Origin of the sequence: Desulfurivibrio nitratireducens, assembly GCF_044068515.1 — a bacterium.
Taxonomy (GTDB): domain Bacteria; phylum Desulfobacterota; class Desulfobulbia; order Desulfobulbales; family Desulfurivibrionaceae; genus Desulfurivibrio.
In genome coordinates this window covers 1-15,968 of record NZ_JBIPKI010000050.1, presented here as the reverse complement: position 1 = coordinate 15,968, position 15,968 = coordinate 1, and the positions used below count along the sequence as shown (strand labels likewise).

The window sequence follows — 15,968 nt, the reverse complement described above, 5'->3', positions numbered from 1 at the left end:
GCCGGTTCCGGCTCAGCGGCCACCACGGTCTTGCGGCGGCGGATAATGGTGGTCCGGCCTTCTTCCTGGATCCGCTTTTCCTTGGTTTCGGTCTGGACCAGGCCCAGCTTGATCCTGATATCCCGGGCCTCGCCCTCCTCCAGGGTCGAACTGTGAGATTTTACCTCATAGCCCTCTTCCTGCAGGCGAGCGACCAGCACCTTGTTTTCCAGCCCCGCTTCTTTGGCCAACTCGTATACGCGAATTTTCTTCATCACCAAGCTCCCGAAGAGATTTTCCGTTACCGGCTCTTCGTCACCACCGGCCATCAACTTGCCGGCCATTATTCAATCATCGTCAATAAAGTCGGTCAGTTTATCATGAACGTTCGCCGCTGTCACCCTCGTCCGGGGCCGGCTCATCCGCCGGGGCAGGTCCCGCTTCCGGCTCCGGCGCCGAGTTGGTTGCCGGAGGAGCAACCGCTTCCTCCTCCTCCTCGGCATTTTCCGGGGGCGGGGCAACGGCGCCGGCCGCCTTGATCAGGGCTTCCGCCTCGGCTTCCTCGAGACCCAGGATCTCCGCAATCTCGGCCGGGGCCGCCGCCGCCAGTTCCGTGGCCGCCGCGATCCCGCTGTCGTAGAGCTTTTCGGCCTGCTTTTCGGTCAGCCCGGCCACGTCCAGCAGGGATTGGAAACCATCCTCGATGGAGCGGGCGTAGCGGGCTTCGCTCTTGACGTCGATCCGCCAGCCCAGCAGGGTTGAGGCCAGCCGGACGTTCTGGCCCTGGCGGCCGATGGCCAGGGAAAGCTGATCGTCGGGGACCACCACCAGCAGGGTGTTGTTCTCCTCGTCCACCACCACCATGGAAACCTGGGCCGGGGAGAGGGCGTTGGAAACGTAACGGGCCGGATCCGGACTCCAGGGGACGATATCGATCTTTTCCCCCTGCAGTTCCTGAACCACGTTCTGGACCCGGGAACCCTTCATCCCGACACAGGCGCCCACCGGATCGACGTCGCTTTCGCTGGAACTGACCGCGATCTTGGCCCGGGAACCGGGCTCGCGGGCCACTCCCATGATCTTGACGATCCCTTCGGCGATCTCGGGTACTTCCAGGGCAAAAAGCTTGGTGAGAAATTCGTTGCAGGTCCGGCTCAAAATCAGCTGGGGATCCTTGGAGGACTGGCGGACATCGAGCAGATAAGCCCGGATCCGGTCGCCCTGGCGGTAGGACTTGCGGGGCATCTGCTCCCGGGAAGGCAGGATGGCGTCGGTGCGGCCCAGGTTGACGATGATGTTGCCCCGTTCGAAACGCTGGACGATGCCGTTGACGATATCGCCCTTGCGCTCCTTGAACATATCGAAAACCACATCGCTTTCCGCTTCCTTCATCTTCTGGATGATGACCTGCTTGGCGGACTGGGCGGCGATCCGGCCCAACTCGGCGGCCGACACCATCTTGCTTCCGAGCTCATCCCCCATTTCCACTTCCGGGTCCAGGGCCTTGGCCTCGGCCAGGGAGATCTCGGTCTGCTCATCCTCCACTTCCTCGACCACGGTGCGGAACTGGAACAGCTCTATCTCGCCCAGATCATCGTTGTAGCGGGCCTCGATCTCGCGGCGATGCCCGTACTTCTTCTTGGCCGCGCTCATCACCGCCTCTTCAATGGCTTCGATGAGCAAATCGCGGTTGATGCCCTTGTCGCGGCTGATCTGGTCAATGATTCTTTTAAGTTCGGATATCATCTTCAACTCCATCCAGGTTATGGAAAAACTCTACCACTGCCAACTGTTTACCACTCTATCACCAGCTTGGCCCGGCTGATCGCGGCCAGGGGTATGCGGACCGGGCCTGCCTCGGTTTCCAGGGTTACCGCCCCGTCCGCCACCTCGCCCAGGCGCCCGATGAAAACATTCTGGTCGTCGATCTGCTCCCGGGAGACCACTTTGGCCAGCTTGCCCCGGCAGCGGACAAAGTCCCGCTCCCGCTTTAGGGGCCGGTCCAGGCCGGGCGAGGAGACCTCCAGGTGAAAGGCCTGCTCGATGGGATCCTCGACTTCCAACAGATGGGAAGCCTCCCGGCTGACCCGGGCGCAATCGTCGATGCTCACTCCCTGATCGCCGTCGAGGATCAGTCGCAGGACCCAGCCGGGAGCCTCGCGCCGGAACTGAAGTTCCACCAGTTCCAGGCCGTAGTCCAGGACCACCGGCTCCAGCAATTCGGTTAAACGACGAACGAGCGCGGACTCTCCGGCCGCCATAACGATACTCCTGTTTTGCCAGCAAACTTAATAACCGTTGCCCCGGTTTGCCGGGCTCGGGAAACAAAAAAAGCGGGCTTGCGGCCCACTTTCAAAACCCCGCCGGAAAAAAGGCGGTTCTGAAATCAAGGAGGGAAAATCTGGAGCGGACAACGGGATTCGAACCCGCGACACCAAGCTTGGGAAGCTTGTACTCTACCATCTGAGCTATGTCCGCCCGTTCCATACTCCTTGATGCCGACGAATATACAGGTTTTTCTGCGCTTGTCAAGCGTAAGCCCCGGCCCGTGGGGCGCCCTCGTCTCGCCCCGACCGCCCTCCTGGAACCGCGGGGTACCATGCAGGGACTCCCGGCCGGCTCGGCCGGCCCCGGTCCCCGGCCGGGCGCGGCTTCAGGCGCGGACAGAACCCGCCGGGGCCTGGCGCAAAAAGGACCGGGCAAAAAAAATCTGATGGGTTATATTAGCCAGCTTATCATTTTATCATTAGCCTATCAGCAAGAAACCATAGAGGAGTTGCGCATGCTTGCCCGGATCGAGGTTGGCCTGAAAACCCGGATCAACGATGCCTTCGGCGAGGCGACCCGCAAACGGATCGCCACCGATCTTAAAGTGGCGGCGGACGGAGTGCGGACCATCAAGGTCTTCACCGTCGAAGCCGAGATCAGCCCGGCGCAATTGTCGGCCGCCGCCGCCGGGCCTTACAGCGACCCGGTCACCCAGGAGTTCGCTCTGGGCCCCCTGGCCCTGGCTCAGGGACTGGCCTTTGACTGGTGCATCGAAGTAGGTTTCCGGCCCGGAGTCACCGACAACGAAGGCCGCACCGCCGCCCAGGCCCTGGAGCTGTTGCTGGGCCGCAAACTGCAGGCCGGAGAGGCGGTTTACACTTCCACCCAGTACCTGCTGCGCGGCCGGCTCAGCCGGGAGCAAATCACCACCATCGCTGCCAAATTGCTGGCCAACGAACTGATCGAACGCTTCACCATCCTCGACCATCAGGAATTCACCGCTCAGGGCGGAGTAACCGCCCACGCTCCCCGGGTCGCCGGGGGCACCAGGCACCAGGTCCTGGAAATCGATCTCAATGTCGCCGACGAGGAATTGCTGCGGATCAGCCGGGAGGGCATCCTGGCCCTCACCCTGGAAGAGATGAAGATCATCCGCGACCACCTGGCCGATCCGGCGGTCCTCGCTCAGCGCCGCAAGGTCGGCCTGGGGGCCAGAATCACCGACGTCGAGCTGGAAGTTCTGGCCCAGAGCTGGTCGGAACACTGCAAGCACAAAATCTTCAGCGGCGACATCCATTACGAGGACACGGTCAGCGGCGAAAAAACCGTCTTTCGCAGCCTCTTCGACACCTTCATCAAGCAGCCCACCGCCGAAATCCGCCGCCGGATGGGGGCGGGTGACTGGTGCCTCTCGGTTTTCAAGGACAACGCCGGGGTAGTCCGCTTCAACCAGGACTGGAACGTGGCCTTCAAGGTGGAGACCCACAACAGCCCCTCGGCCCTGGACCCTTACGGCGGCGCCCTGACCGGGATCGTCGGGGTCAACCGCGATCCCTTCGGCACCGGCATGGGGGCCAAGCTGATCGCCAATACCGATGTTTTCTGTTTTGCCTCGCCCTTTTACGCCGAGCCCCTGCCCGCCCGCCTGCTGCATCCCAAGCGGATCTTCGAAGGCGTGCGCCTGGGGGTGGAGCACGGCGGCAATAAAAGCGGGATCCCCACCATCAACGGCTCTCTGGTCTTTGACCCCCGTTTTGCCGGCAAACCCCTGGTCTTCTGCGGCACCATCGGCATCATGCCGGCCCTGGTGGGCGGCAAGCCCTCCCAGGACAAGAAGGCCCTGCCGGGGGACCTGATCGTCATGACCGGGGGGAGGATCGGCAAGGACGGCATTCACGGGGCCACCTTCTCCTCCGAGGAACTGCATGAGGACTCGCCGGCCACCGCGGTCCAGATCGGCGATCCCATCACCCAGAAAAAGATGTTCGACTGCCTGCTCAAGGCCCGCGACCGGGGGCTCTACAACTGCATCACCGACAACGGGGCCGGAGGGCTTTCCTCCTCGGTGGGGGAAATGGCCCAGGATTCGGGGGGCTTTGAGCTCCACCTGGAGCGGGCCCCGCTCAAATATGCCGGCCTGCAGCCCTGGGAGATCATGATTTCCGAGGCCCAGGAGCGCATGACCCTGGCCGTGCCGCCGGCCAAAATCGATGAATTCCTGGCGCTTTGCGCCCAGATGGAAGTAGAGGCCACGGTCCTGGGCACCTTCACCGATTCAGGCAAGTTCCACGTTCTGCACGAGGGCCAAACCGTAGCCTGCCTGGCCATGGATTTCATTCACCAGGGCCTGCCGCCCATGCAGATGGTGGCCCGCTGGATTCCTCCGGTTCATCCTGAAATCCAGCTGCCGACCGATCCCGACCTGGGGGCCGAACTGCACGCCCTGCTGGGCCGGCTCAACATCTGCAGCAAGGAATACGTGGTCCGCCAGTACGACCACGAAGTCCAGGGGGGCAGCGTGGTCAAACCCCTGACCGGGGCGGACAACGACGGGCCCTCGGACGCGGCGGTAATCCGGCCCCTGCTCGATTCCCCCGAGGGTCTGGTGGTAGCCCACGGTATCTGCCCCCGCTATTCCGATATCGACACCTATCACATGGTCGCCTGCGCCATGGACGAAGCCATCCGCAACGCGGTGGCCACCGGGGCCGGCCTCGACCATATGGCCGGGCTGGACAACTTCTGCTGGTGCGACCCGATCCTGTCCGAGAAAACGCCCGACGGCCCTTACAAGCTGGCCCAGCTGGTGCGGGCCAACCAGGCCCTGGCCGCCTACGCCCTGGCCTTCGGGGTGCCCTGCATCTCCGGCAAGGATTCGATGAAGAACGATTACATGATGGGCAGCGTCAAGATTTCCATTCCCCCCACCCTGCTCTTCTCGGTGGTGGCCCGGATCGCCGACGTCAACCGGGCGGTGACCATGGATGCCAAAAAAGCCGGCGACCTGGTTTACCTGCTGGGCACCACCTACGCTGAACTGGGCGGTTCGGAATACGCCGCCCGTCACCAGGGCATCGGCAACCAGGTCCCCAAGGTCGACGCCGCGACCGCCCTGGCCCGTTACCAGGCCCTGCACCAGGCCATGAGCCGGGGCCTGGTGGCCTCCTGCCACGATCTTTCCGACGGGGGGCTGGGGGTGGCGGCGGCGGAAACGGCCTTTGCCGGCGGCCTGGGCCTGAACCTCGACCTGAGGCGGGTGGCGGCGGCAAACGTGCACCGCGACGACGTGCTGCTCTTTGCCGAAAGCCAGAGCCGCCTGCTGGTCACCGTGGCTCCGGCCGATGCTCCCGCCTTCGAAGAGATCCTGGGCGCCACCGGCTGGAGCCGGCTCGGCGAGGTCACCGGCGATCCGGTGCTGCGGATCACCGGCCTCAACGGGGAAACGGTGCTGGCGGAAGGGCTCGGCGATCTCAAGCGGAGCTGGCAGCAGACCCTCAATTTCTGAGGGGCGCGACCGACCGGGCCTGGCCGTAAATTTTGCCGAGTCCGGGTCAAAGGGACTTAGAAATATCCACCACCAAGTTCTGGTTTTCAAGAGGTTCGGATGGGGAAGAACAAAGGCATGATGATCGCCGGGATCGAGGATGGCCGGGCGGTGGAAGGCGTCTTTCTGGTCAAGGAAATGAACCGGGGTGAAACCCGCGCCGGCAAGCCCTTTCTGCGTCTTACCCTGATGGATAAAAGCGGTGAGATCGGCGGCCCGGTCTGGGATGACGCCGAGGCCCTGGCCCCCATCTGTCAGTCCGGTCTCTTTGTCCGGATCAACGGCCAGGGGGAAAATTACCGGGGCGCTATCCAACTGCGGATCAACCGGGTCTCGGCGGTGGCCGAGAGCGAGATCGATTTGGCCGATTTCATGCCCAGCGGCGACTTTGACCGCCGGCAACTGGAGGAGGAACTGGCCGCCCTGATCGCCTCCATCCGCAACCCCCACCTGAACCGCCTGCTGACGGCCATCTTCCAGGATGACCAACGATTCCGGCAACAATTCACCACCGCCCCGGCGGCCAAGACCATGCATCATGCCTATCTCGGGGGGCTGCTGGAGCATACGGTGGCGGTGACCAGGCTGGCGGCGGCGGTTTGCCGGCTTTATCCGGCCATCGACCGCGACCTGCTGCTGGCCGGCGCCCTGCTTCACGATCTGGGCAAAACCGAGGAGCTTACTTACGCGGGTTACCCCTTCGGCTACAGCGACCGGGGCCGCCTGGTGGGCCACCTGGTAATCGGAGCGGAGACCATCCGGGAAAAGGCGGCGGCAATCCCTGGTTTCCCTCCCGAGTTGATGGCCTGCCTCCAGCACCTGGTTTTGAGCCACCACGGCCGCCATGAATTCGGCGCCCCGACCCTGCCGATGATGCAGGAGGCCTTCATCCTTCATTTCCTTGACGATTTGGACGCCAAGGTCAACTACTTCGCCCGTCTCAGCGGGCGGGCCGAGGAGCCCGGCTACCAGTGGAGCGAATATCAGCGCAACCTGGAGCGCTTTCTTTACCTGCGGGGGGCGGCCGAATCCGAATCCCCGCCTCCTTCTCCGGCCGGGAGCAACGATTATGGCCCGGACCCCGCCGATCCGGCCGGTGACCGACCGTCCCTGCCCCCCCAGCCCCGCCGCAAGTCCAGGCCGGCCCAGACCCCGGCGCCGCCTGATCAGGGCCCCGATTCGCCCCCCGACCCTGCCGACCAGCAGACCAGCGACGCCCGGCAAAAAAGTCTGTGGGGCTAGACGCCGCCATGCTCGCCCGTTTTGCCGCCATCATCGAACAGGACAAGGCCAAGGAGATGCTGCGCCGGGCCCTGCGCGGCGACACGCTGGCCCATGCCTATCTCTTCCGCGGCCCGGCGGGGGTGGGGAAAAAGACCGCCGCCCGGGCTTTGGCCGCCACCATCAACTGTCTCGACCCACCCGGGGCCGCGCCCGGAGCGGAAGCAGACCTGCTGGCGGTCTGCGGCCACTGTCGCTCCTGCCGCAAATTCGCCTCCGCCAACCATCCCGATTTTCTCGAAATCTCCCCCGAGGGAGCAGCGATTAAAATCAAGCAGATTCGGGAAGTAAAGAAGGCCCTGGCCTTTCCGCCCCTGGAGGCGGGCAGCCGGGTGGTCCTGCTCAGCGAAGTCCACACCATGCGGCGGGAAGCGGCCAACAGCCTCCTTAAAGCCCTCGAGGAGCCCCCCGCCGGAACCATCTTCATCCTCACCGGCGACGAAGCCGGCGCCATCCTGCCCACCATTCTCTCCCGCTGCCAGATCGTGCCCTTTTTCCCTCTAAGCGTGGAAAAGCTCGCCGCCACCCTGGCCCGGGAAGAGCAGATCAGCCCGGAAGCCGCCGCCACCCTGGCCGCCGTGGCCGAAGGCAGCCTGGGGCGGGCTCGTCTGCTGCGGGGCCAGAATCTGCTCGATCTGCGCCGGGAAGTGCTGACCATGCTGCTGGACCACCGCCCCGAACAGCCCGAAGCGGTGGGCGGGGTGCTGAACCTGGCCGAAAAATGCGCCGGCCTCAAGGAAGGGCTGGAAGATTTTCTCGATCTGCTCAGTGCCTGCTTCCACGATCTGGCGGTGATCGCCGGCGGCGGCCAGCGGCGGCGGGCGGATGATGCCGCCCCGCCGCGGCTCCTGATCAACCGGGACCTGGAGGAGCTGCTGGCCCGGGGCGGGCGGCGCTGGGATCCGGCCGGACTTGACCGGCGCCTGCAGCGGTTTCGCCGGGCCAAGGCGCAGCTCAAACGCAACTGCAACCGGGCCCTGGTCTGCGAAGTCCTTTTCTTTGACCTGCTTTAATGGTATCTTAACGGCTTATGGAAAATGTCAACCAGGAGCAAATAAATCCGCCGGCAGAACCCCTGCTGCCTCGCTGCTGCGCCATCCGTTTCCGTCCCGCCGACCAGCCCTGCACGGCGATCAGCCGGATCACCGATCTCCACCACGATGAAATCGTGATGGCCCAAACCGACCATGGCCTGGAACCGGCCCTGGTGTACGGCGAACCGCGGCCCTGCGGGCCTTGCGGCGAGACCGCCGACCAAGCGGGCGCCGAAACCGGGACCGGCGCGGACGACGAGGCCCCGAAAGAGCGTGCGGCAGCCGCCGCCCTGCCCATCATCATCCGCCGGGCCAGCCGGGAGGAACAGGACAAGTTTCTGGCCCTGCAGGAGCGGGAAAAGGGAAATTTCAGCACCGCCCAGCACCTGATCGCCAAACACAAGCTGCCGATGAAACTGATCAAGGTCGAACGTTTTTTCAACGGCAGCAAGATCATCTTTTACTTCACCGCCGAAAACCGGGTGGACTTCCGGGAACTGGTCAAGGACCTGGTCCAGGAGTTCCGCACCCGGGTGGAAATCCGCCAGGTCGGGGTCCGGCATGAAACCAAGATGATCGGCGGCCTGGGCTGCTGCGGCCGGGAGTTGTGCTGCAGCTCATTTATCCGCAATTTCGCGCCGGTCTCCATCAAAATGGCCAAGGAGCAGGGCCTGCCGCTCAATCCCGCCAAGATCTCCGGCATCTGCAACCGGCTGCTCTGCTGCCTGACCTACGAGTTCGAAACCTACCAGAATATGCGCCGCCAGATGCCCAAGCCCGGCAAAAACGTCAGCCTCGACGGCCAGCTCTTCAAGGTGCTCAAGATCAACGTGCTGGAGGAAACCGTCGAAGCCTGCGCCCTCGATGATCCCGAGCGGGTCATCACCTGGCAGGCCAGTGAATGGCGGCGCTGCGAACCGGTCAAGGGCGGCGGCAAACCGGCAGCGGAGCGCGAAGCGGGAGCCCAAAAAACCAATCACGGCCAGCCCCGCCAATCCCGGCCCCGGCCCCAGACAAACCGTAAACCGGCGCCGGCCCGAGAAACCACCGAGCCCGACCAATAACCACCCGGCACGACAGGAGGCCAGGGAGGGCAACAATGCCCGGCCCCGGCCGACTTGACCGGACCCGGTTCAACCAGTAAAACCGTGATCGGCCCATGACCCTTTATCTCACCACCCCGATATTTTACGTCAACGCCCAACCCCATCTCGGCCACGCCTATACGGCTGTGGTGGCCGACGCCGCAAGCCGCTTCGCCCGCCTTGACGGCCGGGAGGCCTTCCTGCAGACCGGGACCGATGAGCATGGCGATAAGATTGTCCAGGCCGCCGCCGCGGCGGGAGTCGATGTCCGCGCCTACGTCGATGAGATCAGCGCCCGCTTCCGCGCCGCCTGGCCCCTGCTCCAGGTGGAACCGGACAACTTCGTCCGCACCACCGACCCGGCCCACGTGGCGGTGGTGCAGCAGATCCTGCAAAAGGTTTACGACCAGGACGACATCTATTTCAGCGACTACGCCGGGCTCTATTGCAAGGGCTGTGAACGTTTCCTGACCGAAAAGGAACTGGTCGAGGGCAAATGCCCCGACCATCTCACCCCCCCGGAAAAGGTGGCCGAGCAGAACTATTTTTTCCGGATGGGCCGTTACCAGCAGTGGCTCATCGATTATATCAAGGCCAACCCCGACTTCATCACCCCCGAACGCTACCGCAACGAGGTTCTCTCTTTTTTGAGCGAACCGCTGGAGGATCTCTGCATCTCCCGGCCGGTGAGCCGGCTGCACTGGGGCATCCCTCTGCCCTTCGACCAGCGCTTCGTGACCTATGTCTGGTTCGACGCCCTGATCAACTATGTCAGCGGGATCGGCTACCCCGACGGACCAGACTTCCCGCGCCTCTGGGCCGGAGCCGAGCACCTGATCGCCAAGGACATTCTGAAACCCCACGCCATCTTCTGGCCGACCATGCTGAAGGCCATGGGTCTGGCCCCCTACCGCCGCCTCCATGTGCACGGCTACTGGAACGTCAACGAAACCAAGATGTCCAAAAGCATCGGCAACGTGATCCGGCCGGAGGAAATGGTGGCCGATTTCGGCGCCGACTCGGTGCGGTACTTTCTGCTGCGGGAAATGTCCTTCGGCCTGGATTCCTCCTACTCCCCGGAAGCCATGCTGGCCCGCCGCAACTCCGATCTGGCCAACGACCTGGGCAATCTGTTCAGCCGCAGCCTCACCATGGTAAAAAATTTCGCCGGCGGCCGGATACCCGCTCCCGGCCCCCTCAACCCCGACGACCAGGCCCTGGCCGATGCCAGCCTGGCGATGCTGGGCGACTACCGGGACAAAATGCGGGCCTGGGCCTTCCGCCAGGCCCTGGAGGCGGTCTGGGAGGTGGTCGGCCGGGCCAACCGCTACATTGTCAGCAACGCGCCTTGGGAATTGGCCAAGGATCCCGGCCAGGAGCAGCGCCTGGCCACGGTACTCAACACCCTGCTGGAAAGCCTGCGCTGCATCACCTGCGCCCTGCAGCCGGTAATGCCGACGGCGGCGGGGAAAATGGCCGCCAGCCTGGGCCTGGAGCCCGCCGTCAGATTGGCAGACCAGGAACACTGGAGCCTCTTGGCGCCGGGTAGTCCCATCCAGTTGGGCGAAAATCTCTTCCCCCGGATCAAGGGAAAAAAATGAGTCGGGCAAGGGCCGCGCGGACGGCAGGATCGGGAAGCAAGCCCTGTCGGGCGCGGGAGGTCGGGCCATGACCAACATGGTATTTTGCCGCGGCTGCGGCAAGGATATCCACGAAAGCGCCCGCGCCTGTCCTCATTGCGGGGCGGTCCAATACCAGCCCAACCGGGGCAAAAACCGGATCATCGCCGGTTTGCTGGCCCTTTTTCTGGGAGGGTTGGGCATCCATCGCTTTTATCTGGGCCAGTGGTGGGGTATATTTTATCTGCTTTTTGTCTGGACTTTCATTCCATTGCTGATCGCCTTTGTTGAGGCCATCGTGTTTTTTGTCACCAGTGACGCCAGATGGGAAGAGAAATACGGACCGGAATAAGGAGGGGGCATGTTCATTCTCAGCAATTTTCTGGAGGCCCTGGCCGGGGTGATCAATATCGTCCTGAGCGTTTATATCTGGGTGATTCTGGGCCGGGTTATCATCTCCTGGGTCAATGCCGACCAGTATAACCCCATCGTCCGCTTCCTCTATGAGATCACCGAGCCCCCCCTGCGCGCCATCCGCCGCTATTTGCCGGTGGTCGGCGGTTTCGATTTCTCCCCGATCGTGCTGATCGTGGGTATTATTTTTCTCCAAAGCTTCCTGGTGCCGACGCTGCAGCAACTGGCCCGGGCCCTGGCGTAAAAGGGGCAGGGCGGCACCAGGTTGCCAACCAAGCCGCCCCCTTGCGCCCTGAACTTTTAACCTATTGAAGGAGTCGCGCTATGCTCACCGCTCAAGAAATCCAGAACCAACAGTTTCATGTTCGTTTCCGGGGTTTTGACGTCGAGGAAGTTGATGAGTTCCTGGAGCGGGCGGCGGCCGCCCTCCTGGCCCTGAGCGAAGAAAACCAGGAGTTGCGGGAGCGACTGGAGGCGGCGGAGCGCGAGGTTCGGGACCACCAGAGCCAGGAAAAATCCGCCCTCAGCGCCATCGTTTCGGCCCAGAGCGTGGCCCAGGAGATGAAGGAGAAATCCCGCCAGGAGGCGCAGGAGCTGCTGGCCAAAACCCGGGAAGAGGTTCAGGAATTGGAAGAAAACGCCCGCCGGGAAATCGTCGAGCTTGAACAGGAGGTGGAGCGGCTCAAGGGCATCAAAGGCCAAGTCCGGGAAGAGATGCGCCAGGTCCTCGAATCCTATCTTAGCCTACTGGACCGGGACGAGTGCGAATCCGACGATTCCAGGCTCAATGCCGTATGCTCCACCGCCTTCAGCGCCGCCGAACCGGCCGGAGCAAAAATAGTCGGCTCCGAACTCTACCAGCGAATTGAACTCTCCGACGATCTACTGTCTCCTGCCGATGAGGATAAATCCCCATCCACCCCCGAGTTTGCCCAACACGGAACTGAAGATTCCCCGATCCGCGAGGGACGGGAAGCAAGCACGGCAACCACGGGCGTCTCTAATGATGAAGGTGGCAGCCTGCCCGACCTGGACGGCGACATGGTCTTCACCCTGGAGGATCCCCTGGAGGATGACGAGGAAGGAGCGGCCGCCGCGGAGTGGGAACCGACGGTCAGCATAGCGGACGAGTTCGCAACCGAAGAAGACAAAAAAAAGTAATTGGCCGGCCGGAACCCTGCGGGGGCAACTCCGGCCCCTGCCGGAAGGTGGCAAGATGAACTGGCTGCGTTCCCTGGATAATGGCCGGGCCGTCCTGCTTAAAGTCCGGGCTCAACCCGGGGCCGGCCGGACCATGGTGCGGGGCGAGTACGGCGATTCCCTGAAGATCGCCGTGGCCGCCCCGGCGCTGGAAGGCAGGGCCAACGCCGCCTTGATCGCCTTTTTAGCCCGCCGCTGCGGCCTGCCCCGCAGCGCCGTGAGCCTGGAAAAGGGCCCCGCCAGCCGCGACAAATATTTCCGCCTGGAAGGAATCGGCCCGGCCGAGGCCGCCCGGCGGCTGCTGGCCGATTAGCCCCCGGAGCCGCCAACCTTTCAGCTGTCCAGGTAAGCGCCGCGATGAAAATAACCCCCATGCTCCAGCAGTACCTGGAGATCAAAAACCAGCATCCCGACGCCCTGCTCTTTTACCGGATGGGCGATTTTTACGAGATGTTTTTCGACGACGCCGTCGAGGCCGCCCGCCTGCTGGGCATCACCCTGACTTCCCGCAGCAACAAGGGGGATGATAACAAAATCCCCATGTGCGGAGTGCCCTTCCATGCCGCCGCCGGCTACCTGGCCAAGCTGATCAAGGCGGGAAGGCGGGTGGCGATCTGCGAACAGATGGAAGATCCCGCCCAGAGCAAGGGCCTGGTTCATCGCGAAGTGGTGCGGGTGGTCAGCCCCGGGGTGGTGGTCGAAGATCAGTTGCTGGACGACAAGGAAAACCGTTTCCTGGGCGCGGTTTGCCGCCAGAAGCCGCTCTGGGGACTGAGCCTGCTTGATCTTTCCACCGGCGAATTCCTGGTCGGCGAATTCCCGGCGGAAAGCGATTTGCTGGACGAGCTGAGCCGGCTGAATCCCTCCGAAGTGCTCCTGCCTCTGGCGGCCGGGCCGGATGAGCGGGGCGGCCCCGACCTCTCCGCCCTGTTGAGCGCCCACCTCCCCCTGTGTTGCCTGACCCACCGGCCCGCAGCCGAGTTTCAGCCCGCCCGGGCCCGCGAACTGCTGCTGGAACATTTCCGGACCGCCAGCCTGGCCGGCTTCGGCTGCGAAAACTTCAACCCTGGCCTCGGCGCCGCCGGGGCCCTGCTGGCCTACCTCCAGGAAACCCAGAAAAGTGATCTGGGCCACCTGGAAAGGCTGCGGCCCCTGGAACTTGACCAGGTGCTGCTGCTCGATGAATCCTCCCGCCGCAACCTGGAGTTGACCCGGACCATCGTCGACGGTCAGCGCGAAGGTTCCCTGCTGGCGGCGCTGGATCACACCCGCACCCCCATGGGGGCCCGGCAGTTGCGGAAAAGCCTGCTTTTCCCCCTGAAAAACGTAGCCGCCATCAACCACCGCCTGGACGCGGTGGCGGAACTGCTCCGCGACCAGGAGTTGAGCCGGGAACTGGACCGGGCCCTGGGGGCGGTATACGACCTGGAGCGGCTCAACAGCCGGGCGGTGCTGGGGCGGGCCAATGCCCGCGATCTCAATGCCTTGCAGGTTTCGCTGGCCCGCTTGCCATCGATCAGGCAAATGCTGGAACCCCGCCCCGGCCTGCTGGGGGAACTGGGCCGGGAAATCGATGAACTGACCGATCTGCAAACCCTGCTGGCCGCCGCCATCCGTGACGACGCCCCGATGGGCCTGCGCGAGGGCAACCTGATCCGCCCCGGCTACAATGCCGAACTGGATGAACTGAACGCCATTCTCCGCGACGGCAAAAAGCTGATCGCCGGGCTCGAGGCCCGGGAGCGGGAACGAACCGGCATCGCCAACCTCAAGGTGGGCTTCAACAAGGTCTTCGGCTACTACCTCGAGGTCAGCCGGGGCAAGCTGGCCGAGGTGCCGGCGGATTTCATCCGCAAGCAGACCCTGGTCAACGCCGAACGCTATATTACCCCGGAGCTGAAAGAGTTCGAAAGCAAGGTCAGCGGGGCGGAAGAAAAAAGGCTGGAGCTGGAGTATCGGCTTTTTGGCGAGATCCGCAACCGGGTGGCCCGGGCGGGCTCGCGGATCCTGCAGAGCGCCGCCTGCCTGGCGATGATCGACCTGCTGGCCGCCCTGGCCATTGGTGCCGCCAAGTACCGCTACGTCCGGCCGACGGTCAACGAGGGAGAGGAAATAAGCATCCGCGAGGGCCGCCATCCCGTGATCGAACTGGGGCTGCCGCCGGGACGCTTCGTGCCCAACGATGTCCACCTGGACCAGGGCGACAAAGAGGTGATGATCATCACCGGGCCCAACATGGCGGGTAAATCCACGGTGCTGCGCCAGACCGCCCTGATCGTCCTGATGGCCCAGATGGGCGGCTTCGTGCCGGCGGCGGCGGCGACCATCGGCCTGGTGGACCGGATCTTCACCCGGGTCGGAGCCATGGACGACCTGCGCCGGGGCCAATCCACCTTCATGGTGGAAATGAACGAAACCGCCAACATTCTCAACAACGCCACCCCCCGCAGCCTGGTGATCCTGGACGAAATCGGCCGGGGCACTTCAACCTTCGACGGGCTGGCCATCGCCTGGGCGGTGGCCGAAGCGCTGGTCAACAAGGAGGGCAAGGGGATCAAGACCCTCTTTGCCACCCATTATCACGAGCTGACCGAACTGGCGGCCACCCAGCCCCGGATTCACAACTTTCATATCGCCGTGCGGGAGTGGAACGACACCATAATCTTTCTCCACAAACTGCTGCCCGGCGGCGTGAGCCGCAGCTACGGGATCCAGGTCGCGGCCCTGGCCGGAGTGCCGGCGGTCGTGGTGGCCAGGGCCAAGGAGCTGCTGCATAATATCGAACAGGGTGAGTTCAACCGGCAGGGCCAGCCCCGCATCGCCGCCGGCGGGGTTGAGGAAGGAGGCGGCCGGGTGGCCAAGCCCAGCCAGTTGCGCCTCTTCGGCGCTGAAGATCCCCTGCGCCGCCGCCTGGCCGAGATTCAGCCCGACAGCCTCAGTCCCCTGGAGGCTCTGAACCTGCTCTACGAACTGAAACAACTGCCATGACCGCAAACCTGCCCCAGCCCAGCATCTTCTTGCGCCAACTCCGGGCGATACTGGGAGCCCTGTTGCTGCTCGGCCTGCTGCCGGGGGCTATCACCGCCGCGGGGGCCGCCCCGGTCGATCCCGAGCAGCAGTTTACCCGCCTTCAGCACTATTACCAGCGCCTGCTCAGCGGCGAGGAAGGGCGAAACAGGGAAAACTGGCAGCGGGCCGGCCAGGCCCTGCAGGAGCTCCAGCGTCAGCACCCCACCCACGAGGCGGCCCCCAAAAGCCTTTATCTGCAGGGCAATCTTTATCACCAGATGTACCGCCGGGGCGGCATCCCCGAGGACCTGGCCGCGGCGGTCACTTCCTTCCAGCGCATGCAGGCCGCCTATCCCCGCCATCCCCTGGCCGACGACGCCCTCTTCTATCTGGCCAATATTTTCCTGCACGAGCAGCGGGATCCGGCCCGGGCCGAGCGGGTGCTGACCCAGCTCGTCACCCTCTACCCCGACGGGGACATGGCCGCCGGGGCCCGGGAAAAGTTGCGGGACCTGCAGCGCGAAGCCCAGCGGGC

14 protein-coding genes and 1 tRNA gene are annotated in these 15,968 nt (G+C 63.9%); 11 read left to right on the top strand and 4 right to left on the bottom strand.

The features are described 5' to 3' along the window. The 4 genes from ACHHTY_RS10560 to ACHHTY_RS10545 form a co-directional block, all read right to left on the bottom strand. The coding region (locus tag ACHHTY_RS10560) for a translation initiation factor IF-2 N-terminal domain-containing protein (RefSeq protein ID WP_395494099.1) at positions 1-323 on the bottom strand (323 nt) is incomplete at its 3' end. Positions 324-357: 34 nt separating this feature from the next. Beyond that, entirely contained in the window at positions 358-1,725 is a 1,368-nt protein-coding gene (gene nusA, locus ACHHTY_RS10555) for a transcription termination factor NusA (RefSeq protein ID WP_395494098.1), read from the bottom strand. 47 nt (positions 1,726-1,772) lie between these two features. Further along, the gene (locus tag ACHHTY_RS10550) at positions 1,773-2,240 is read right to left on the bottom strand and encodes a ribosome maturation factor RimP (RefSeq protein ID WP_395494097.1); all 468 of its coding nucleotides are present in this window, start codon (positions 2,238-2,240) and stop codon (positions 1,773-1,775) included. Between the two features lie 141 nt (positions 2,241-2,381). After that, positions 2,382-2,457, bottom strand: a tRNA-Gly gene (locus ACHHTY_RS10545). A gap of 304 nt (positions 2,458-2,761) precedes the next feature. Between ACHHTY_RS10545 and ACHHTY_RS10540 the strand changes: the two genes are divergently transcribed. The 11 genes from ACHHTY_RS10540 to ACHHTY_RS10490 all read left to right on the top strand — a co-directional run. After that, positions 2,762-5,752 (top strand): AIR synthase-related protein, encoded by a 2,991-nt coding sequence (locus tag ACHHTY_RS10540; protein ID WP_395494096.1) that lies wholly within the window; start codon positions 2,762-2,764, stop codon positions 5,750-5,752. Positions 5,753-5,851: 99 nt separating this feature from the next. Continuing rightward, positions 5,852-7,033 carry a 3'-5' exoribonuclease YhaM family protein gene (locus tag ACHHTY_RS10535; RefSeq protein ID WP_395494095.1) on the top strand — a complete coding sequence of 394 codons (1,182 nt, stop codon included), beginning with the start codon at positions 5,852-5,854 and terminating at the stop codon, positions 7,031-7,033. Next, complete coding sequence (gene holB / locus ACHHTY_RS10530) at positions 7,024-8,085, top strand: DNA polymerase III subunit delta' (RefSeq protein ID WP_395494094.1); 1,062 nt, start codon at positions 7,024-7,026, stop codon at positions 8,083-8,085. The genes ACHHTY_RS10535 and holB overlap by 10 nt, the downstream gene beginning before the upstream one ends. 17 nt (positions 8,086-8,102) lie before the next feature. Then, on the top strand, positions 8,103-9,170 hold the full coding sequence (locus ACHHTY_RS10525) for a PSP1 domain-containing protein (protein ID WP_395494093.1): 1,068 nt from the start codon (positions 8,103-8,105) through the stop codon (positions 9,168-9,170). Between the two features lie 95 nt (positions 9,171-9,265). Next, positions 9,266-10,792, top strand: a complete 1,527-nt coding sequence (metG, locus tag ACHHTY_RS10520; RefSeq protein ID WP_395494092.1) for a methionine--tRNA ligase — start codon at positions 9,266-9,268, stop codon at positions 10,790-10,792. A gap of 67 nt (positions 10,793-10,859) precedes the next feature. After that, on the top strand, positions 10,860-11,162 hold the full coding sequence (locus ACHHTY_RS10515; RefSeq protein ID WP_395494091.1) for a TM2 domain-containing protein: 303 nt from the start codon (positions 10,860-10,862) through the stop codon (positions 11,160-11,162). Between the two features lie 9 nt (positions 11,163-11,171). Next, positions 11,172-11,468, top strand: a complete 297-nt coding sequence (locus ACHHTY_RS10510; RefSeq protein WP_395494090.1) for a YggT family protein — start codon at positions 11,172-11,174, stop codon at positions 11,466-11,468. An 80-nt stretch (positions 11,469-11,548) separates the two neighbouring features. Further along, entirely contained in the window at positions 11,549-12,385 is an 837-nt protein-coding gene (locus ACHHTY_RS10505) for a DivIVA domain-containing protein (protein ID WP_395494089.1), read from the top strand. Positions 12,386-12,440: 55 nt separating this feature from the next. Further along, complete coding sequence (locus ACHHTY_RS10500; protein WP_395494087.1) at positions 12,441-12,737, top strand: DUF167 domain-containing protein; 297 nt, start codon at positions 12,441-12,443, stop codon at positions 12,735-12,737. Between the two features lie 44 nt (positions 12,738-12,781). Beyond that, on the top strand, positions 12,782-15,412 hold the full coding sequence (mutS, locus tag ACHHTY_RS10495) for a DNA mismatch repair protein MutS (RefSeq protein ID WP_395494086.1): 2,631 nt from the start codon (positions 12,782-12,784) through the stop codon (positions 15,410-15,412). Further along, a partial coding sequence (locus ACHHTY_RS10490; RefSeq protein ID WP_395494085.1) for a tetratricopeptide repeat protein occupies positions 15,409-15,968 on the top strand: 560 nt, incomplete at its 3' end. The genes mutS and ACHHTY_RS10490, both read left to right, overlap by 4 nt.